This window comes from Paenibacillus sp. B01 (assembly GCF_009649995.1).
Taxonomy (GTDB): domain Bacteria; phylum Bacillota; class Bacilli; order Paenibacillales; family Paenibacillaceae; genus Paenibacillus_O; species Paenibacillus_O pasadenensis.
This window is the reverse complement of record NZ_CP045802.1, coordinates 1,246,006-1,265,907: the sequence shown is the minus strand read 5'-3', so window position 1 is coordinate 1,265,907 and position 19,902 is coordinate 1,246,006. Positions and strand designations below refer to the sequence as shown.

14 protein-coding genes and 2 pseudogenes are annotated in these 19,902 nt (G+C 62.6%); 4 read left to right on the top strand and 12 right to left on the bottom strand.

From position 1 onward, the window contains the following. Positions 1–150 precede the first annotated feature (150 nt). Positions 151–564, bottom strand: coding sequence for a hypothetical protein (locus GE073_RS05555; RefSeq protein ID WP_153782973.1), 414 nt, complete (start codon positions 562–564; stop codon positions 151–153). A 734-nt stretch (positions 565–1,298) separates the two neighbouring features. Here GE073_RS05555 and GE073_RS05550 point away from each other — a divergent pair. Both GE073_RS05550 and GE073_RS05545 read left to right on the top strand, forming a co-directional pair. Beyond that, positions 1,299–1,874 (top strand): dihydrofolate reductase family protein, encoded by a 576-nt coding sequence (locus tag GE073_RS05550; RefSeq protein ID WP_101808642.1) that lies wholly within the window; start codon positions 1,299–1,301, stop codon positions 1,872–1,874. Positions 1,875–2,603: 729 nt separating this feature from the next. After that, positions 2,604–3,862: pseudogene (locus GE073_RS05545) on the top strand (IS256 family transposase). Between the two features lie 329 nt (positions 3,863–4,191). Here the strand turns inward: GE073_RS05545 and GE073_RS05540 are convergent. Continuing rightward, positions 4,192–5,151, bottom strand: a complete 960-nt coding sequence (locus GE073_RS05540; RefSeq protein WP_028600378.1) for an acetylxylan esterase — start codon at positions 5,149–5,151, stop codon at positions 4,192–4,194. A 174-nt stretch (positions 5,152–5,325) separates the two neighbouring features. On the opposite strand from GE073_RS05540, the gene GE073_RS05535 reads away from it, so the two are divergent. Both GE073_RS05535 and GE073_RS05530 read left to right on the top strand, forming a co-directional pair. After that, positions 5,326–6,522, top strand: a complete 1,197-nt coding sequence (locus tag GE073_RS05535; protein ID WP_101808641.1) for a chromate transporter — start codon at positions 5,326–5,328, stop codon at positions 6,520–6,522. A gap of 86 nt (positions 6,523–6,608) precedes the next feature. After that, positions 6,609–7,334 carry a Crp/Fnr family transcriptional regulator gene (locus GE073_RS05530; RefSeq protein WP_101808640.1) on the top strand — a complete coding sequence of 242 codons (726 nt, stop codon included), beginning with the start codon at positions 6,609–6,611 and terminating at the stop codon, positions 7,332–7,334. Between the two features lie 144 nt (positions 7,335–7,478). Here the strand turns inward: GE073_RS05530 and GE073_RS05525 are convergent, their stop codons facing one another. The 10 genes and pseudogenes from GE073_RS05525 to pflB all read right to left on the bottom strand — a co-directional run bounded on the left by GE073_RS05525 (position 7,479) and on the right by pflB (position 19,866). After that, entirely contained in the window at positions 7,479–8,129 is a 651-nt protein-coding gene (locus GE073_RS05525) for a pentapeptide repeat-containing protein (protein WP_101808639.1), read from the bottom strand. A gap of 336 nt (positions 8,130–8,465) precedes the next feature. Beyond that, entirely contained in the window at positions 8,466–9,359 is an 894-nt protein-coding gene (locus GE073_RS05520) for a LysR substrate-binding domain-containing protein (protein WP_101808638.1), read from the bottom strand. Further along, the gene (locus tag GE073_RS05515) at positions 9,346–10,080 is read right to left on the bottom strand and encodes a metallophosphoesterase (protein WP_101808637.1); all 735 of its coding nucleotides are present in this window, start codon (positions 10,078–10,080) and stop codon (positions 9,346–9,348) included. Before GE073_RS05515 ends, GE073_RS05520 begins: the two co-directional genes overlap by 14 nt. Positions 10,081–10,085: 5 nt before the next feature. After that, positions 10,086–11,213 carry an ABC transporter ATP-binding protein gene (locus tag GE073_RS05510; RefSeq protein WP_101808636.1) on the bottom strand — a complete coding sequence of 376 codons (1,128 nt, stop codon included), beginning with the start codon at positions 11,211–11,213 and terminating at the stop codon, positions 10,086–10,088. Continuing rightward, entirely contained in the window at positions 11,210–12,901 is a 1,692-nt protein-coding gene (locus tag GE073_RS05505) for an ABC transporter permease (protein WP_101808635.1), read from the bottom strand. The genes GE073_RS05510 and GE073_RS05505 overlap by 4 nt, the downstream gene beginning before the upstream one ends. A gap of 4 nt (positions 12,902–12,905) precedes the next feature. Continuing rightward, positions 12,906–14,021: an extracellular solute-binding protein gene (locus tag GE073_RS05500; protein WP_228551296.1), complete on the bottom strand. Its 1,116-nt coding sequence runs from the start codon at positions 14,019–14,021 to the stop codon at positions 12,906–12,908. A gap of 121 nt (positions 14,022–14,142) precedes the next feature. Next, complete coding sequence (locus tag GE073_RS05495) at positions 14,143–15,057, bottom strand: M15 family metallopeptidase (RefSeq protein WP_219623322.1); 915 nt, start codon at positions 15,055–15,057, stop codon at positions 14,143–14,145. A gap of 655 nt (positions 15,058–15,712) precedes the next feature. After that, positions 15,713–16,435: pseudogene (gene pflA / locus GE073_RS05490) on the bottom strand (pyruvate formate-lyase-activating protein); the annotation flags it as partial. 15 nt (positions 16,436–16,450) lie between these two features. Continuing rightward, positions 16,451–17,125: a hypothetical protein gene (locus tag GE073_RS05485; protein ID WP_153782972.1), complete on the bottom strand. Its 675-nt coding sequence runs from the start codon at positions 17,123–17,125 to the stop codon at positions 16,451–16,453. A gap of 473 nt (positions 17,126–17,598) precedes the next feature. Beyond that, positions 17,599–19,866 (bottom strand): formate C-acetyltransferase, encoded by a 2,268-nt coding sequence (pflB, locus tag GE073_RS05480; protein WP_153782971.1) that lies wholly within the window; start codon positions 19,864–19,866, stop codon positions 17,599–17,601. Between the last annotated feature and the right edge of the window lie 36 nt (positions 19,867–19,902).

Below are 19,902 nucleotides of genomic sequence, written 5' to 3'. Positions count from 1 at the left end.
GCGAGTCCGCCTCCGTTTGGCTTTGAATGATGGATGAATGCCAGAGATGAATCCGTTCTCTTCGTTTTCATGATGTCCGAATGAGTTTGAATTCGTTTGATTCATTTTAATCCAACTATATCATGTTTGTTTTTGTTTGGATATATGGATTTATTTTTGAAAAGGCTCCCGGCCGATCACCAGCGAGCGGACCGCGAGCCGGATCAGGCCGTAGGCGAACCCGTTGGCCGCGCCGGAGAGGACGAACAGCCATCCGAAGCCGCCAGTCGCCAGCGGGCCAGGCGGTCCGGGCTCGGCCAAGGCGGTGAAGGCAAGCATCAGCGCACCTCCGGCCGCCCCATGCAGCAGCACGGAAAGCAAGGCGCGTCCCGGGCCGTCCTTTTTCCCGACGATCCGGCCGATCATCCAGGAAACCGGCATCGCGACGCATAACGTGCCGATCCAGCTGATCAGAAGGACGTAGATCAGCGCGGCAGGCTCGAGCAGAAACAGGCTGATTCCGATGGAGGCGAGCAACGGCGCGACAAACAGAGCCGCCAGATGGGAAGCCAGCTCCGCCTTCATCCGCCGCTCAGCCGCGTTCCGCCGGATGCGCCATTCTTGCTCTTTTTCTCCCTCAGCAGCCCTCTCGAAGTCGCGCGGGCGCGCTTCCTCGTGGTCATTCGGGCCAGCTCCGTCGTGCTCGGCTTTATCCTTATGCTCGTCTGCTACTGCACGTTCTTGCTCATTCGGGCCTGCTCCTTTGTGCTCGGCTTTATCCTTATGCTCGTCTGCTTCCGCTCCATCGTGCTCAATCGGGCCTGCTCCATCGTGCGCGTTCGGGCCAGCTTTCTCATGCTCAGGCACATCCTCATGTTCGGCCGCTACCGCTTCCTCGTACTCGTCTGCCACTGCTCCCTCTTGCTCGCGAGCTCTCCCCTTCACTCCCTGATGATCCTCCGTCTCTCGACGAGCGTATTTCCCCATTCCCTGCCCCGCTCCAGCACCTGCTTGCTCCGGTTTCTTCGTCTCTTCATGCGGCATTCGGCGCGCCTCCTTCATCAGGCAGATCCGTGCGGTTCCAGAGCCCGCGCTCCCGCGCTCGGGACCGTGAAGCTGGAGCTCCGGCTATCGGATTTCGCCTTTTCTTTTCCAGCCTAACCCAGCTTCTCCATGCCGCCCAGTACGAACTTTCATAGGCCCATCAGTGGGACAGCAAGTTGGAGATGGCGATCCATAAGAAACAACTTCATCCGGAATCTGTTATACTGCAATTAATTTAGATATAAGATATTTTCATGGACAAAGGAGAACTGAAGATGAGAAAGCTCGTTCTTTTCCTGCACGCATCGCTTGACGGCTTTGTCGAAGGGCCGAATGGCGCGATGGATATCGGCTGGGTTTCCTACGATGCTCATTTGGAAAAGCATGCGAAAGAAATTCTGAGCACGGCCGACACGGTCATCTGGGGACGCGGGACTTATGAGATGATGTACGGGTACTGGCCGTCCGTGCCGTCGGATCCATCCGCTTCGCAGCATGAGCGGGATCATGCCGAGTGGATCGAAAAGACAACCAAAATCGTGTTCTCCACGACGCTGGATAAAGTCGAATGGGCGAATTCCCGACTCGTGAAAGAGGAGGTCAGGGAAGCGATCCTAGCCCTCAAGCAGCAGCCAGGCAAGGACATGGTCATTCTCGGCAGTCCTAGGCTCGCGCATCGCCTTATGCAGCTTGATTTGATCGACGAGTTTAAGATTACGGTTTCTCCCGTCCTGATCGGCAAAGGATTGCCGTTGTTCCAAGGCATCGAGGAGAAGATCAGCCTGGAGCTGGTCGAAAACAAAACCTTTGACTCTGGAGCCATCGGGCTTGTTTATCGACGGGCAAGATGAGCAGCCTTCCGCTTCCACGGCATTGGATTTTCCATTGTCCAAAGGAACGTTCATGACCGTTCCGGTCACGCATCATCCATGAAAAAAGGCTTCCTTGGTTGCCGGGGCAACCAAGGAAGCCTTTGGATAGAGGGAAGCTAGGCGTTAAGCGGCGCCGCAGCAGAAGAAACCCCTGGTCGCGCCGAGCTGCTCGGTTTTTCCGCGTAACTCCGACGTGGAGGCGCCCGGTCGAGCCGAGTTGCTCGGATTTTCCGCGTAACTCCGACGTGGAGGTGCCTGATCGAGCCGAGTTGCTCGGGTTTTCCGCGTAACTCCGACGCGGGGGCGCTGGGTCGAGCCGAGTTGCTCGGATTTTCCGCGTAACTCCGACGTGGAGGCGCCTGGTCGCGCCGAGTTGCTCGGGTTTTCCGCGCAACTCAGACGCAGGGGCGACGAGTGCGCCTTCCTTAGCGGTAGTTGGAATTGGGGAGCGCCGCGACTCACGCTGCGGGACGCTCGAAGTGGTTTTTTTGCAAAACAACCGGCTGTAACCCGAAAAAATCGGGTTACTGCCTCCACCGAGCGCGATTCCAAAGCTGTAGCCCGAAAAAATCGGGTTACGGCCTCCCTCGAGAGTTAAGTCCATATAATTGTGTAAAATGCTCCTGACCATAAAAAGGAAAGCCATGGTAGGACTCTCGGTTAGAATGGAAGTTGTCGAGACCAACATTCCAAGGAGAGTGCCTACACATGACTCCATACCAGATTACCGTAGATCAGGACATTTTGCACCAGCTGTTTATCGGAACCGATCGGGACGCGGGAGTGGCCCGCTTGCTGGAGACGGTGCTGAATCAGGTGCTGACAGCCCAGGCGACGGATCAGCTGGCGGCGCAGACGTACGAGCGCACCAGCGAGCGCAAGGGCTATCGCAACGGCAGCTACGAGCGCGACGTCATTACCCGCGCTGGCAGCGTCACCTTGCGCGTCCCCCGGTTTCGGGACGGCTCCTTTCTACCGAGCTTTTCGCCCGGTATCAGCGCAGCGAGCAAGCGCTGGTGCTCTCGCTCATGGAAATGGTCATCAACGGCGTGTCGACGCGCAAGGTGACTAAAATCACCGAGGAGCTGTGTGGAACCGAGTTCTCCAAGTCAACGGTCAGCCACCTGTGCAAGCAGCTGGACCCGGCTGTCCACGACTGGAACAACCGCTCTCTGGCCGACCACGCCTTCCCCTTCATCACCATCGATGCGATCTACGTGAAGGTGCGTGAAGAAGGCCGCATCTGTTCTCGAGGCGTTCTGGTGGGCTACGGCGTGAACGAGCAAGGCCGGCGTGAAATTCTGGGCCTGCGCGTTGACGACACCGAGTCGGAGGAGAGCTGGGGCGCCTACTTCCGCTGGCTGAAGGAGCGCGGCCTGCACGGCGTAGAGCTCGTCACGAGCGACTACCATGGCGGGCTGGTCAAGGCCATCGAGAAGGAGTTTCAAGGGGTCTCGTGGCAGCGGTGCCAGACGCACTTCATCAAGAACGTGCTGAACGCAGCGCCCAAAGCGCTCCAAAGCGAAATCAAGAGTCGCGTCCGATCGATCTTCGATGCGCCCGACATGAAGACGGCTCGTTCCTATCTCGAACAGACGCTTGAGGCGTATGCCGAGACAGCACCCAAAGCGATGAAAATACTGGAGGACGGGTTCGAGGACGCCGTCGCGGTGCTGGCCTTCCCGGAGGCCTACCGCGTGCGGCTGCGCACCTCCAACGGCATGGAACGCCTGAACGGGGAGATCCGCAGGCGCGAGACGGTCATCCGCATCTTTCCCAATCGCGCTTCCGTCCTTCGCCTCATCGGAGCCATGCTCATGGAAGAGAACGAGTACTGGATGACGAAGAAGCCGTACATGGACATGACGGACTTCAAGGCGTGGAAGAAGCAGAAAGCCACTCAGGGCGCCGGCTCGGAGGAGCAGGAAACCAGCACCACCATGACGGAAGCGACGGACAGCCTATAAACCCGATTCCATTTTCTACCGAGAAGTGTTTTTACACACAATTATGGACTTGACCTCCCTCGAGCGCGATTCCAGTGCTGCAACCCGAAAAAATCGGGTTACTGCCTACCCGGAACGCGATTCCAGAGCCGTAACCCGAAAAAATCGGGTTGCAGCCTCCCCCGAGCGCGGCTCCAGTGCTGTAACCCGAAAAAATCGGGTTGCAGCCCTCCCCGTTCGCTTCCATCCCCTGATCTCAGCAGCCTGCAAAAATAAAAAGCCGCCTCCGGAATACCGGAAGCGGCTGAAGCGAACAGCCTTCGCACGCACGGTGCCGATAGGCTCGGCGCCTACAGATCCTGCATGAACTGCAGGATCCTATCGTTCAGGCCCGGCAGCCCTTCGTGGCCGAAGTCGGGGTAGATCTCCAGCGACTTGGGCGCGGTGATCTTGTTGTAGGCGGCGAACTGGGTGGACGGCGGGCAGATCGAGTCCATCAGGCCGACGCCGAGCAGCGTCTCGCCCTGGATGCGCGGCGCGAGATTCTGGATGTCGATGTAGCCCAGGCGCGTGAAGATCTCCTGCTCGCGCTTGTGCTGCGGATCGAACAAGCGGAAATAGTTCCGCAGCTCGGCGTAAGCGTCCTTGGCCTGATCCATCTCCCAGACGCGGCGGTAGTCGCTCAGGAACGGGTAGACCGGCGCCAGGCGCTTCACGCGAGGCTCCAGCGCGGCGCAGGCGATCGTCAGCGCGCCTCCCTGCGACCAGCCGGTCGCGCCGATGCGCTCCGCGTCGACCTCCGGCATGTCCATGGCGATGCGGGCGAGCTGCGCCGTGTCGAGGAAGATCTGCCGAAACAGCAGGTCGTCCGGCTCGCCGTCGAGGCCGCGGATGATGTGACCGTTCAGCGTGTTGCCTTTGACGCCGCCGCGGTCCTCGGAGCCGCCGCCCTGTCCGCGGCAGTCCATGGAGAAGACGGAGTAGCCGAGCGAAGCGTAGCTGAGCTTGTCGGCCCAGTCGCCGGCGTTGCCGGAGTAGCCGTGGAACTGCAGCAGCGCGGCGTGAGGCTCGGGCACGTTTTTCGGACGGATGTACTTGGCATGGATGCGCGCGCCGCGCACGCCGGTGAAGTACAGGTCGAAGCAGTCTGCAGTCGGCACCTGGAAGGCGGACGGCACGAGCTCGACCTCGGCCGCGGTCGCGTCGAGCTCCTGGAGCGCGCGCTCCCAGTAGGCGTCGAAGTCGTCCGGACGCGGATTGATGCCCTCGTAGCGGCGCAGCTGCTCGAGCGGCATGTCTAGCATTGGCATGACGAATACCTCGCTTTGTTAGGTAGGATGAGATCGCTTTCCTTCCTTTTACCACGCTTTTCTTGGCAGCGTCAATTATTCAAAATAAAACAAGGACAGCTAATACCGCTAATAAAGGGATGAGAAAATAGGCTTACTTTAGAAAAGTCTACGAAAGGAGAGAGCCGGATTCACATGAAGGAAGAAAATGATGTCAATCCCAAAAGCAAACCCCGGGCCCTTCTGGAGCTATTCGCGGCATCAACCAAGCTGGGACTGACTTCATTCGGAGGTCCGATCGCCCACCTTGGCTATTTTCACGACGAATACGTAACTCGCCGGAAATGGATCGACGAGCGCGTTTACGCGGAGCTGGTCGCATTGTGCCAGTTCCTTCCCGGACCAGCCAGCAGCCAAGTCGGCATTGGAATCGGCCTGATCCGTGCAGGGCTGTTGGGAGGGGTGGTCGCCTGGATCGGCTTTACCCTCCCCTCCTTTCTTGCCCTGACTCTGTTCGCGTTCTTGCTGCAAGGCTATCCTATGGATGCTGCAGGATGGATACACGGGCTTAAAATCGTCGCCGTAGCCATCGTCGCTCATGCGATTATCGGCATGGGACAGAAACTGACGCCTGACCGGAATCGGGTGGCAATCGCGGTTATTTCGGCGACCGTCACCCTCTCGTGGCAGACCGCGTTCAGCCAAGTGCTGCTCATCGTTGCGGCAGGGCTGATCGGGCTTTTGATGTACTCTAAAACGGCCTCATCTGATTTTTCCAGCCTATCCGTGCCAGTAAGCCGTGGAACCGCTGCGCTATGTCTCGGCCTCTTTGCAAGCTTATGGATTGCGCTGCCTCTGCTTCGACCCTTTTCAAACACGGGTTTTCTCCCTCTGTTCGACAGCTTCTACCGTGCAGGCTCCCTTGTATTCGGAGGGGGACATGTCGTACTCCCCTTGCTTGAACGTGAGGCTGTGCCCGCCGGATGGGTTACGAGCGAGGACTTCCTGGCCGGTTACGGCGCCGCTCAGGCGGTCCCTGGACCCTTGTTCACCTTTGCCGGCTATTTGGGAGCCATGGCATTCGGCTTTTCTGGCGCTGTGGTGGCTACCCTTGCTATATTCCTGCCTGCCTTCTTCATGATCATCGGCGCCTTGCCCTTTTGGAGCTCCTTGCGCAGCATTCCGAAGGTGCAAGGCGCATTGATGGGGATCAATGCGGCGGTTGTCGGCATTCTGCTCGCTGCGCTATATGATCCTCTATGGACGACAGCCATTTTGTCCCCCGCTGATTTTGCGTTGGCCATGATCTTGTTCGTTCTGATTGCGCTCTGGAAATGGCCGCCTTGGATCGTTGTCGCGGCAAGTGCCGCAGGAGGAATGATGATAAGCTGAGCTCCCGGGTCCTCTGTGAGGACGGTCACATCCCTTCCGTGCGGTATTTGCTACAGTTAGGGCATCAACGGAAGGAGGGCACGATCATGGATGCAGCAAGCGGCGTCACTAAGCCGGAGACGGCTCCGGGCAACTCGGCCGCCTTTTCTGCGGACAGCCTCGCGAAGCTGTCGGCGCTCATGCGCAAGCATCGGATTCCTGCGGGCGGCCACGTGTTCTGGGAGGGCGAGCCGGCGGAATACTGGTACTACCTCGAGCACGGCCATGTCAAAGGCATGAAGACGAGCGCCGAGGGCAAGGAATTCACGATGTACCGCTACAAGCAGGGCGATTTCTTCGGCCAGCTCGGCTTCGACGGAGAGCCGTCGCAAAGCTTCAGCGCCGTCGCGCAGACCGACTGCGTCATCAGCTTCATCCCGCGCGGCGAGCTGGAGTTCGCGCTGTGGCGGTTCGGCGGCCTGGCGCTGGAGTGCATCGGCTGGATGAGCCAGATGAACCGGCACACGCAGACGAAGCTGCGCGACCTGATGCTCTACGGCAAGCCCGGCGCGCTCTGCTCCACGCTCATCCGCATGGCCAATACGTACGGCATGCCCGTCGACGACGGCATCCTGATCACGCAGCGCATCACCAACTCCGAGCTGGCCGAGACGATCGGAGCCGCGCGCGAGAGCGTCAACCGGCTGCTCGCCGATTACCGCCGCGCGGGCGCGCTGTCGATGCGCCAGGGCCATATCGTCGTCCACGACCTGGAGCAGCTCATGCAGCACTGCCGCTGCGAGGGCTGTCCGAAGGAAATCTGCCGCATGTAGCTCATGCGCTGGCCGGACCGGGACCGGACCGCAGCCAGCGGCACGGCCGGCGGCCGCAAAGGCGCAGAGCCGCGGCGTCGATCGCAAAGAAGCCGTCCGAGAGGACGGCTTTTTGCTGCGGGGCGGGGGGACGCCAGGCGCTGGCTAGTCCTTCAGCACCATGCCGAACAGCGCGGCGAAGATGAACGCCTGCTCGCGCGAGATGATGCAGCCCCGCAGATCGTCCGGATTGCAGGACAGTCCCGTGAACTCGCTGTCGCTCAGGTCGATGCCCCTCAGCGGCGTGCCGAGCAGCGCGCCGTCCAGCTTGCAGCGGTGGAATTCCGTCTTGGCGAGCTTCGCCATGCAGAAGTCCGCGCGGTTCAGCGAGCTGTCGGCGAACACGACCCCCTTGAGGTCGGCAGCGCGCAGGTTGGCATAGTCGAGCTGGCAGTCCTCGACGAGCACGTTGCGCAGCATCGCTTCGCTCAGATCGGCTCCGACGAGCTTGCAGGAGCGGAACTGCGCGCGGTGGACGACCGCTCGGCTCAGATCGGCGTTGGACAGATCGCAGCGGTCGAACAGCACGTCCGTGAGCTCCAGGCTCCGCAGCTTGGCCGAGTCGAATGTGACGCCTCGGAACACGACGCCGTCGAACACGACCTTGTCGGCGTCCAGCTCTTCCAGCCGCTCGCCTTCGACGAGCCCGTGCTCGAACGCATCCCGCGTGCCCAGCCGCGCCGGCAGCGACAGCCTTTCCGGCTCCGCCGGCAGCCGCGGCGCCTCCAGCTTCAGCCTCTTTCGCGTCTCGCTCATCGGCTCACCTTCTTCATTAGAAATAAGAACATCCGTTCCAGCATAGCGCATCGCGCCGCAGCCGCGCAAGCCGCCAGCCGCAATGTCGCCGGCGCTCGGGGCGCTTGCACGCGGGGCGCTGCAGGCCGCATGAGCATCGCAAAAAGGCCTTCCCGCAGGAAGGCCTTGAATTCCGTTCCGCCGCCTAGCAACGCTCCAGGATCAGCTGCGTCTTGAGGGAATCCTGCGGCGTCAGCCAGCCCTTGCCCTGCAGGAAGGCGATCCGCTTATCCCGCTCCGCCGCGGCCTCGGCGAGTGCGTTAAATCCGCCGTTAAAGGTTGAATGCCGCCCAAGGTTTATTGAATCTGTTCCCAGCCCTGCAGCAGCTCCATCATGCTATCCAGCGGGCCGGAGTGATGGCGGTCGCGGTTGGTGGCGCAGCTGATCTTGCGCCGATGGCGGAATTCCGGGATCGCTCTTGCCAGCAGCTGGCCTCTGGCCACCTCTGCCTGGATCGCGAGTCCCGATGCGAATGTAACATGCCCGCCCTGAATGACCATCTGCTTGATCGCTTCCAGCGAATCCAGCTCCAGATGCTGCTCCAGCCGGACTCCATGCTGCTCCAGCCAGCGGTCCGTCAGCTCGCGCGTGCTGGAATGCGGTCCATGGAGCACAAAATCAGCCGTGCATAGGAGGCCCGGGGTCAGCTCAGAGCTCGCGGCCAGATCATGGCTCGGAGCATGCGCCAGCACCAGCTCGTCGTCGCAGAGCTCGCGCACGTCCAGCATCGGCAGGCGGAACGGCTCCGCCGACAGGACGCCGAGATCGATCTCGTGATTCAGCAGCATCTCCTTGATCACGGCGGAGGGCTTGACCGCCAGCGTGACCGTCACCTTGGGATGGCGCGCTGCGAACTCCTTGAGCAGGCGCGGCAGCATATAAGTAGCCGGGACATAGCTGGCTCCGACGCGGAGGGTCCCTCTGCCGGGAGTTCCGTATTCCTCGACGGTCCGCTTCGCCTCGGAGGCCAGGCAGTTGATTTTGCCGGCATAATGCAGCAAGGCGCGTCCAGCTTCGGTCAGAATCACCTTGTCCATCCGAGGCTCGAACAGCTTCACGCCGTACTCCTGCTCCAGCGACTTCATATGGTAGGTGACCGTAGGCTGCTTGAGGCCCAGCGCCTCTGCCACGGCGGTTATTTTGCGGTGCTTGTCGAGCAGCTCGACGATCTGGAATTTAAGCAGGTTCATCTCCCTCACCCGCCTCCCAATCGTTGATGGCGACAGCGGCTTGCTCCTGACCCGGACCAGCGGGAGAAGTCGGACAGGAATAGTCCTTGCGTCCGGTCAGATCGACGAGCGTCAGCCGCAGGCCATGCTTGGCCCCGGTATCGATGCCGAGCTTGCCGGGACCGCGCCACAGCTCTCCCGGCGGCGCTCCGATCTTGTGCGTCGGCGTATGCCCGAACACGATTTGTACTTGCGGCAGCCATTCGCCGCTTGTCTCCAACGTCCCGCCGCCATGCATCGGCGGCGCCTCTGCGGCCTCCGCGGCCCCCCAGAATTCTTCCCGGATGCCGATGAGATCGCGCTCCGCCTGCCGCTCCAGAGGCACTCCGGGACGGATGCCGGCATGCACGAACAGCCATCCGCCAGCCGCGGCATGCAGCGGCAGGCGCTTCAGAAACTGCAGCTGAACGGAGCTGCCGTGATCCAGGCTCCCGCGGCTCTCCAGCTCCTGCTCCAGATGCCGCTGCAGATGCCGCTCCATGTTGCCGGCGAGCGCGACGGCGCCGCCGGCCGTCAGCTCCATGATTTCGTCCAGAGAACTCCATGTACACGGCTCGTAATCGATATAATCGCCCAGCAGAAAGAGCTTGTCCCGGCCCGGCTCGTAGGCGGCCGCTTGCAGCAGCCGGCGAGCCTCGGCGGTGAAGCCATGGATGTCGGACAACGCGAGTATTCGGGACATGAGGATCAGTTGGCCTCCAGTATGGGATAAAGGTACAGATCGGTCGGGGATATCGTCAGCAGGCCCTCGTCGCCGGCTGCGAGCGGCCGATGATGCAGGAACGTCAGCGGCTGTCCGTCGGACGTGCGGGCCAGCACTCTCCAGCCCTTGCCCTCAAAGACGCTGTGCACGACATGCACGGGCAGACGGTTCCGCTCCCAGGCCGGCTCCAGCGAAGCCGCTGATTCAGCGGCCTCGCCCGAGGTGCAGACGACATGCGGCTGAAAATCCGCCGCATCCGGACGGAAGAGCAGCTGAGCGGGTCCTTCTGCGTTGGACGCAGCCAGCTGGCCGGGCCACACCCCGGCCAGCTTTGCCTCTCCGACCGATACGCCCCCGCCGATCCTGCCCATGACCTCCAGCCGATTGCCCGCTCCCAGCAGCTTGGCCGCCGATGCGGATGCCGGCCGGCGCCAGCATTCCTGAGGCGTGCCGATCTGGTCGATCGCGCCTTCGCGCATGATGACCAGACGGTCGGCCATGGAGAAGGCTTCTTCCGGATCGTGGGTCACATGGAAGACCGTCGTGCCCAGCTTTTTGAACAGATAGGCCATCTCCGTGCGCATCTCGACGCGCAGCTGCATGTCGAGGTTCGAGAGCGGCTCGTCGAGCAGCATCAGATCCGGCTTGGTCGCGAGCGCCCGCGCGATGGCGACGCGCTGCTGCTGGCCGCCGGACAGCTGCGGCGGCAGGCGCTGCTCCAGTCCTTCCAGCCTGAGCAGCGCAGCCAGCTCCGCCACGGAGGCCTTGATGCCGGCCTGGTCCTGCCTGCTCCGGCGCATGCCGTAGGCGATATTTTCGAACACCGTCATATGGGGCCACAAGGCATAATCCTGGAATACCATGTTGATGCCGCGCTTCTCCGGCGCCAGCATGGCCGACCGGGAGGCGGCCAGCTTGCCGCGCAGCAGGATCTCGCCGCGGTCCGGCTGCTGCAGGCCGGCGATCAGCTGCAGCAGCGTCGACTTGCCGCAGCCGGACGGACCGAGCACGCTGATGATCTCTCCAGCCTGCACGCTCAGATCGACGCTCCCCAGCACCTCCTGCTTGCCGTACGATTTGCCTACTTGCTTGATCTCCAGCATCGCTGTCATGAAGTCGTTCTCCTTGAACGTCGGCGCGTCCCCCGGGCCAGCAGGTCCACGCTCAGAATGATCAGGACGACCAGTCCGGCTCCCGTCAGCGTCGCCGCCGATGCGTAGCCGAACCGGAGGTCCTCGAAGGCTTTGTTGATGACGACCGGCAGTGTCATATAGTTGGGCGGATACAGCACGGAGGACAGCGCCAGGTCGAATACGCTGGAGCCGAACGCCGTCAGTCCGGCCGAGAGGAGAGCGCCCTTCACGAGCGGCGCCAGCACCGTCCGCAGCCGGGAGAAGAAGCCGGCCCCCTGCAGCTGCGCCGCGGCCAGCAGTCGTTCCGGCACCTGGGCCATCGCTCCCGCCATGATGCGGGTGATGACCGGGATGGCGCCGGCCACGCCGCCGAGCGCGAGAATCCACGGCGTGCCGTACAGAAGCAGCCCGATGTGCTGCAGCCAGGCCTGGTTCCAGATGAAGATATAGCCGATGCCGAGCACGATGCCCGGCACCGCCAGCGAGACGAGGGACATGACGTCGATCGTCTTCTTCAGCCTGAAGGAGGTATAGGTCAGGACATATGCCGTCAGGAAGCCGACGACAAGTCCGATTGCCGCCGCGGTCAGCGCAATTTCCAGGCTATGCGCCAGACCCTGCGCCAGGCGGCTGTCCCCCTGGAACAGAGCGCGGTAATGGTCCAGCGTGAACCCGCCGCCGGCGGAGTCGCCCTGCAGCGACATCAGCAGATTGGAGCCGAGCGGGATGCCGATGGCGATCGCCAGAAAGGCCGAGTTGGCCAGCGCCAGCAGCGAGCCGCCCCTTGCCGGACGGCGAGGCTTCGACTCCACCGCGCGCGAGGAGAGAAAGTCGAAGCGCGACTTGCGCATGGCATACAGCTGGACACTCATCGCGAGCGCGATCAGCAGCACGAGATAGAACGACAGCGCCCCTGCCATGTCGAAGCGGATCGGGGATGTGTACAGCGCGGAGTAGATGGAATAAGGCAGCGTCGGAAAGCGGAACACGGCTGCGATGGAGGCGGGCAGGCCGAAGTCGCCGACCGTGTCCATGAACACCAGCATCGCTCCCGAAGCGATGGCGGGCAGCAGCAGCGGCAGCTCCACGGTGCGCAGCACCGTCCATGGAGAGGCGCCCGACAGCCGCGCCGCGTCGCTCAGCCTCTCGACCCTCCACTGCAGCGCCGCCTTCACCGTCAGATAGGCCAGCGGGAACTTGCTCAGCGTCATGACGGCGATCAGCCCCGCTGGCTGGAACACCAGCGCGGACGCTCCGTCCCAGCCCAGCCGCTGGGCGGCGAGGCCGTCCGGAGCCGCGAACATGACCCATCCCTGCGCCAGAATGAAGGAAGGGGTGATCAGCAGCAGCCAGACCGAGATGTCCAGCAGCCTGGCCGTCGGAAAGGCCCAGCGGGAACGGGCAAAAGCCAGCGCTCCGCCGAGGAGCGTGGCCAGAACCGTCGTGCCCAGGCCGAGCAGGACCGAATTTTTGAGCGAGGCATACCATAGCGGCCGTCTGAAGATGTCGAGCAGCAAGGAAAGATCGCCGATCTTCAGGGTGCCGAAGAAAATGCCGGGAAAGAGCACCTGGATGACGACGGCGAGCAGCGGCAGCAGAATGAGGACGAACAGGACGGCCAGCATCAGCCAGCCCGTCCTGTTGCCTTGACTCGGCAGGAGCTTCATTCCGTCACTTCACCGCTTTGTCCGCGAACCATTGCTTGATCTCGCCTTCATGCTCGCCGGCCCAAGCCGCTTCAGCCAACACAAGCTTGGCATCTCCCGCGCGGTCGGCCTTGGCGTTCACGCCTTTGGCGGAAGGCTCGAAGTAGCTCTCCTCGCCCTTGTCGATCAGCGCCTGCTGCGTCTTGGGATCCAGCAGGAACTCGACAAACGCCTTGGCGGCTTCCAGATGCTTCGTCTCTTTCTGGATCGCGGCGACGCGCACCGACGCAGGGGCTCCTTCGGCAGGCCAGATGATATCGACCGGCTCGCCTTTGTTTTTCAGCGCGTAGGCGTTGCTTTCCTGAAGGGCGGCTGCCTTGATTTCCCCGCCGGTCAGCGCTTTGGCGACGTTCGGATTTTTCGGGTACACATGCATGCCGTTTTTGAACAGGCTGTCGAAATACCCTTTAGCGGCATCCATCCCTTGGCTCTGGAAGAAATAGGAGACGAACGGATAGGCCGGGGCGGCGACGGCAGGATCAGCCATGCCCAGCGCATTCTTGAACTTCGCATCGGCCAGATCGGCCCATGTCTTCGGAGCCGTGTCCTTCGTGAAGGCTTTCGTGTTGTAGGCGATGACGGCGGCAGCATGGGCGCCGGTCGGGTAATAGGTTCCGTTCGCCGGCACGAGTCCGCTGGCGAAGTCGGTCAGGTTGCCGATGTCCGCCGGCGTCCAGCCCTCCAGCAGTCGGCCGGTTTTGCCCAGTTGGTCGATCAACGGCATGGAATCCATCCAGACGACATCCCAGTGCGGATTGCCCTTCTCCGCTTCGATGCGGGAGGCCAGCTCGGCGCCGTTGCCGGATACGAGCTCCAGCTTGTAGCCGGTCGCCTGCTCGAACATCGGCTGGATGATTTCGTCGAAGTCGTTCAGGTAGACGACGAGCGGCTCGTCCGATTTGGACGGCGCCGTCGATGCCTCCGGAGCAGTAGATGCTTCCGTGCCGGCCGGAGCCTGTCCTTCTGCAGCGGGACCGGCTGCATTCTGGGACGCGTTCTGGGCTCCGCACGCGGATACGGCGAGGGAAAGCGACAGGGCGAGAAGGGCGGTAACGGTCTTGCGGCGGACCATAGCTGGCATATCGAAACCTCCTGATCAATGTCTTGATGCTACAAGCATAGAAGACCTGTGTCAGGGATCCGTCAACGTCAGGGTAAGGTTTTATTAAATAAATTCGATAAAATTGGATGGAATCATAGATTTATTCGATATCGAAATCGAAGTATTTCTTAGGAAACGGCTCCTTCTCCAACGTGTAATGCCACCATTCCTTGCTGTACGGCTTGAAGCCCGCCAGCTCCATCGCCCGCTTGAGCAGCGCGCGCCGCTCCGCCGGCGCCTTGCCGATCTCGGGGGTGCCGTGGCTCGAGATGTCCCCGAAGAAATCGAACGGCGAGCCCATGTCGGCCTCCTTGCCCGTCTTCCGCTCGAACAGCGTCAGATCGACCGTGCTTCCCCGCGAATGGCCGGAGCGCGAGGAGATATAGCCGAGCTTGAACGCCTTCGCCTTGTCCACCTCGGGGTAGAACTCCTCCTTCATCCGCTGGTCGGAGGCATCCTTGGACCAGGCGACGAACTGCCGCACCGCCTTGGCCGGACGGTAGGCGTCGAAGATTTTCAGGCCGTAGCCCTTGGGCGCCAGGAAGTCATGGGCTTCCTTGAGCGCCTCGGCCGCCTGCTTCGTGAGGATCGCGTAGGGGGCATTGTAGCCGTCCAGCCGCGCTCCGACGAAGTTATAGTCCGTGAAATAGCGGATCTCGTATTGCGCCGTCGGAATGACTTCGTCCACATAGACGAAGCCGGACGGCAGCTTGCGCTTGCGTTCGGGCACGGGCTTCTTCTCCTCCTTGGGCGAGGCGGGCTTCGGCGACATCGCCGGAGCCGCCGAAGCGGCCGGCTCGGCCGGAGCCGGCGATGCGGCGGCGCTGGGCTCGGCGGCGGGGCTTGGCGATGCGGCGGCGCTTGGCGATGCGGCGACGCTTGGCGATGCGGCATTCGCGCTGCCGCCGGCCGCTTCAAGGCTGCCGCTGGCGGCACCTTGGCCGCCTGCGTCGCAGGCGCTCAGCAGCAGCGCGGCGGCGGCTGCAAGCATGGCGGCTTTTCGCGTTCGACTCATCGACTCTCTCCTCCTTCGCACTCGCTTCTACTCCTACGATTCTATCGGAGTCGGACGAAAAATCATACAAAACAAAACGCCCCGTACCGTCCCTCTCCGCCGATGCGCCTCCACCAGTGGTACATTTACCACATACGGGCTCCCTTTCCACCGATGCGACATCACCTCGTCTAGCCGCATGGACAGTGAGACGGACTCTGGATCCGCTCAAGGAGTTCTTTTACGCGAAAAAACCGTGCAGTAGACTCTCCGAGAGCGCGAGGCTAGGGATGTCACCCAATAATTGGGCCACAGCCTCCCCTGTTCGCTTCCATTCTGATCTCGGCAACCAACGCAGATATACAAAAATCCAAGGCGCCCAAGCGCCTTGGATTCATTCGTTCTTCTCATCTGCCGTTTTGCCGATTTAGACGCCGCTGCCGCCCGCGCACCGCAGCTCCTGACCTGGTGCGGGGGCTGTTCTGCCATCGAAGCTCTGCTTGCAAGGCCTGCCTGCGCTGCCCACGTCCTCCGGCCCGGCGGCGCCTCGCACCGTCTCGGCCATGCCGCCATTCGCCGCGGCCGTCCCGTCTTGGCGTCCTTGATCGGCGGCCTCCCTGCTTCGGCGCCCTTGCTCGGCGGCCGTTCCTTCTCTGCGCCCTTGCTCGGCGGCCCCTTCCCGGCGGCCTTGCTCGATCCATTTCACGGCGCGATCGACTTCTTTGGCGTCCGGTTCGCGGTAGCCTTCCAGCGAGTAGGGACGTCCGAGTTGCTGCCATTTGAACACGCCCATCCGGTGATAAGGCAGCACCTCCACCTTCTCGACCGTGCGCAGGCCGGAGATGAAGCGTCCTAGCTTCATCAGATCGGCAGCGTTGTCCGTCAGTCCCGGCACGAGCACGCGACGGATCCACATCGGGATGCCCATGCGCGACAAGTGGCAGGCGAACGTCAGGATTCGCTCGTTGGGCTGCGTCGTCAGCTTGCGGTGTCCTTCCGAATCCATGTATTTCAGATCGAGCAGCACCAGATCCGTCGCCTCGAGCAGCGCCTCCGCGTGATGCGGATCGCAGAAGCCAGAGGAGTCGAGTGCCGTGTGCAGCCCCCAGCGCCTCTTGCACTCGCGGAACAGCTCGGCGACAAACGGCGCCTGCAGCGTCGGCTCGCCGCCGGTGACCGTGATGCCGCCGCCGGAGCTTTTGTAATAGTCGACGTACGGTTCGATTTCGGCCAGCACCTCCTCGACCGTGCGCGGCTGTCCCGCGGCCGTATCCCAGCTGTCCGGGTTATGGCAATAGCGGCACTGCAAGGCACAGCCCTGCATGAACAGCACGAAGCGGATTCCCGGACCGTCGAGCGTTCCGAACGTTTCGAGAGAGTGGATTCTCCCGGTGTGCATGATGGTTCCCTCCCTCTACCGTTTCGCAGCTCTCGTCCGCCCTTTTCTTCTCTTACCAAGTACTACCTTCACATCCAAGGCACTCTCGACTCCCTGGGTCCAGCCAACCGGCTCTCTCCCCGCATCCAAGGCACTCTCGACTCCCTGGGTCCAGCCAACCGGCTCTCTCCCCGCATCCAAGGCACTCTCGACTCCCTGCTTCCAGCTAACCGGCTCTCTCCTCGCATCCAGGGCACTCTCGACTCCCTGCTTCCAGTTAACCGGCTCTCTCCTCGCATCCAAGGCACTCTCGACTCCCTGGGTCCGGCCAACCGGCTCTCTCCTCGCATCCAGGGCACTCTCGACTCCCTGCTTCCAGCTGACCGGCTCTTTCCTCGCATCCAAGGCACTCTCGGCTCCCTCGGTCCGGCCAACCGGCTCTCTCCTCGCATCCAAGGCACTCTCGACTCTCTGGGTCCAGCCAACCGGCTCTCTCCTCGCATCCAAGGCACTCTCGACTCCCTGGGTCCGGCCAACCGGCTCTCTCCTCGCATCCAGGGCACTCTCGACTCCCTGCTTCCAGTTAACCGGCTCTCTCCTCGCATCCAAGGCACTCTCGACTCCCTGGGTCCAGCCAACCGGCTCTCTCCTCGCATCCAAGGCACTCTCGGCTCCCTGCTTCCAGCTGACCGGCTCTTTCCTCGCATCCAAGGCACTCTCGGCTCCCTGCTTCCGGCCAACCGGCTCTTTCGATTCTTGCAGGAGGGTGCTATTGAAAAGGGGAGCATCGGACTGCTAACCGTCGGCGTTCAGAGCAGCAGCTTGCCGCTCTGCGACAGCCACGCAGGTGTTCCTCCGCGCAGCGGCTATCGGCTTGAATGCTTGAATGTCTTTTTCCTTTCGCGCAGCGCCCTTTAAGCTCCGGGGCTCAGCGGCATCCTCTTCAAGGGCCCGCCAGCGGAGCGAAGGGAAGGAGCCTGGAGAAGCGGACGCGTTCGCCTTTGAAGGCGGGAATCCACCTTTTTGGAAAAGGGGATCGGGGATTCCTGCGTTCAAGAGCGATCGGAGGGCCCTTCCCTTCGCGGAGCGGTTGTCGGGCTCCGAGCGTCTCGCGCCGGCCCGGCTGCCATGCGCCCGCTCCAATCCGCTCCAATCCGCTCCCATCTATCGCCAGCGCCGCCCCGTCACACCGAGCCGTGGAACGTCCGGTTGATCACGTCCAGCTGCTGCTCGCGCGTCAGCTTGATGAAGTTCACTGCATACCCCGACACGCGGATCGTCAGCTGCGGGTACTGCTCCGGATGCTCCATCGCGTCCATCAGCTGCTCGCGGTTGAACACATTCACGTTCAGATGGTGCCCGCCCTTGGCGCTGTAGCCGTCGAGCAGCGAGACGAGGTTCCTCACGCGGACGTCGGCCTCCTTGCCGAGCGCCTTCGGCACGATCGAGAACGTGTTCGAGATGCCGTCGAGGCTGCTGTCGTACGGCAGCTTGGCGACCGAGTTCAGCGAGGCGAGCGCGCCCTTGCGGTCGCGGCCGTGCATCGGGTTCGCGCCGGGGGCGAAAGGCTCGCCGGCCTTGCGGCCGTCCGGCGTGCTGCCGGTCTTTTTGCCGTAGACGACGTTCGAGGTGATCGTCAGCACCGACTGCGTATGCACCGCGCCGCGGTACGTCTCATGCCGCTTCAGCTTGTTCATGAAGCGCTCCGTCAGCTCCACGGCGATGCGGTCGACGCGGTCGTCGTTGTTGCCGTACTGCGGGTAGTCGCCCTCGATCTCGAAGTCGACCGCCAGCCCGCGCTCATCGCGGATCGGACGCACCTCGGCGTGCTTGATCGCGCTCAGCGAGTCGGCGACGACCGACAGGCCGGCGATGCCGCAAGCCATCGTGCGCACGAGGTCAGTGTCGTGCAGCGCCATCTCGATGCGCTCGTAGCTGTACTTGTCGTGCATGTAGTGGATGACGTTGAGCGTGTCGATGTACAGCTCCGCCAGCCAGTCGAGCATGCTGTCGTAGCGCTTCAGCACTTCCTTGTAATCAAGCACGTCCGCCGTAATCGGCGCGAACGCCGGTCCGACCTGCTCGCCGAGCTTCTCGTCGACGCCGCCGTTGATCGCATACAGCAGCGCCTTGGCCAGGTTCGCCCGCGCGCCGAAAAACTGCATCTGCTTGCCGATCCGCATCGCCGACACGCAGCACGCGATGCCGTAGTCGTCGCCGTACAGCGGACGCATCAGGTCGTCGTTCTCGTACTGGATCGAGCTCGTGTCGATCGACACCTTGGCGCAGTACTCCTTGAAGCCCTGCGGCAGGCGCGCCGACCAGAGCACCGTCAGGTTCGGCTCCGGCGCGGGACCGAGATTGTACAGCGTGTGCAGGAAGCGGAAGCTGCTCTTCGTCACCCGCGAGCGTCCGTCCAGCCCCATGCCGCCGATCGATTCCGTCACCCACGTCGGATCGCCGCTGAACAGCTCGTTGTAGTCCGGCGTGCGCAGGAACTTGACGAGCCGCAGCTTCATGACGAGATGGTCGACCAGCTCCTGCGCCTGCGCCTCGTCGAGGCGCCCTTCGGCCAGGTCGCGCTCGATGTAGATGTCGAGGAAGCTGGAGATGCGCCCGATGCTCATCGCCGCGCCGTTCTGCTCCTTGATGGCCGCGAGGTAGGCGAAATACAGCCACTGCACCGCTTCCTTGGCCGTCGCGGCCGGCCCCGACAGGTCGAAGCCGTACGAGGCCGCCATCTGCTTCAGCTCGCCGAGCGCCCGGATCTGCTCGGACAGCTCCTCGCGCTGGCGGATGAGGCTCTCGCTCATCGGCGCGCCCTCGCGCTGCTTCAGCTCGGCCTTCTTGTCGGCGACAAGCTGGTCGATGCCGTACAGCGCCACGCGGCGGTAGTCGCCGATGATGCGGCCGCGGCCGTAGGCGTCCGGCAGGCCGGTGATGATGCCGGCCTTGCGCGCCAGGCGCATGTCGGCCGTGTAGGCGTCGAACACGCCCTGGTTATGCGTCTTGCGGATGTCGGTGAACGTCTTCACCATCGCCTCGTCTGCCTTGTAGCCGTAGGCCTCGCAGGCGTCGATCACCATGCGGATGCCGCCGAACGGCTGCACGGAGCGCTTCAGCGGCGCGTCCGTCTGCAGGCCGACGACCTGCTCCAGCGGCCGGTCGATGTAGCCGGGGCTGTGCGAGACGATCGTCGAGACGACGTCCGTGGAGATGTCGAGCACGCCGCCGCGCTCGCGCTCCTGCTTCATGAGCCGCAGCACCTCCTCCCACAGCGCGCGCGTCGCTTCCGTCGGCTCGGCGAGAAATGCCTCGTCGCCCTCGTACGGGGTCAGATTGGCGCCGATGAAGGCATTGACGTCGATGGCGCGCTGCCATTTGCCGGGACGGAAGCCTCTCCAGGCGTCCATGCCTCCGATGGCTCGGATGTCCTTTTCATTGATGGCCATAGCTGTACTCCTCCTTCGCTTGGTCGCCGCGCCGCG

Excerpts from the sequence above, each read along its gene's own strand:
- GE073_RS05550 (WP_101808642.1), top strand. The coding sequence starts at position 1,299 with ATGAGAAAGCTCGTTCTTTTCCTGCACGCATCGCTTGACGGCTTTGTC.
- GE073_RS05540 (WP_028600378.1), bottom strand. The coding sequence starts at position 5,151 with ATGCCAATGCTAGACATGCCGCTCGAGCAGCTGCGCCGCTACGAGGGC.
- GE073_RS05535 (WP_101808641.1), top strand. The coding sequence starts at position 5,326 with ATGAAGGAAGAAAATGATGTCAATCCCAAAAGCAAACCCCGGGCCCTT.
- GE073_RS05500 (WP_228551296.1), bottom strand. The coding sequence starts at position 14,021 with ATGCCAGCTATGGTCCGCCGCAAGACCGTTACCGCCCTTCTCGCCCTG.
- GE073_RS05515 (WP_101808637.1), bottom strand. The coding sequence starts at position 10,080 with ATGTCCCGAATACTCGCGTTGTCCGACATCCATGGCTTCACCGCCGAG.
- pflB (WP_153782971.1), bottom strand. The coding sequence starts at position 19,866 with ATGGCCATCAATGAAAAGGACATCCGAGCCATCGGAGGCATGGACGCC.
- GE073_RS05495 (WP_219623322.1), bottom strand. The coding sequence starts at position 15,057 with ATGAGTCGAACGCGAAAAGCCGCCATGCTTGCAGCCGCCGCCGCGCTG.
- GE073_RS05530 (WP_101808640.1), top strand. The coding sequence starts at position 6,609 with ATGGATGCAGCAAGCGGCGTCACTAAGCCGGAGACGGCTCCGGGCAAC.
- GE073_RS05505 (WP_101808635.1), bottom strand. The coding sequence starts at position 12,901 with ATGAAGCTCCTGCCGAGTCAAGGCAACAGGACGGGCTGGCTGATGCTG.
- GE073_RS05525 (WP_101808639.1), bottom strand. The coding sequence starts at position 8,129 with ATGAGCGAGACGCGAAAGAGGCTGAAGCTGGAGGCGCCGCGGCTGCCG.
- GE073_RS05520 (WP_101808638.1), bottom strand. The coding sequence starts at position 9,359 with ATGAACCTGCTTAAATTCCAGATCGTCGAGCTGCTCGACAAGCACCGC.
- GE073_RS05555 (WP_153782973.1), bottom strand. The coding sequence starts at position 564 with ATGAAGGCGGAGCTGGCTTCCCATCTGGCGGCTCTGTTTGTCGCGCCG.
- GE073_RS05510 (WP_101808636.1), bottom strand. The coding sequence starts at position 11,213 with ATGACAGCGATGCTGGAGATCAAGCAAGTAGGCAAATCGTACGGCAAG.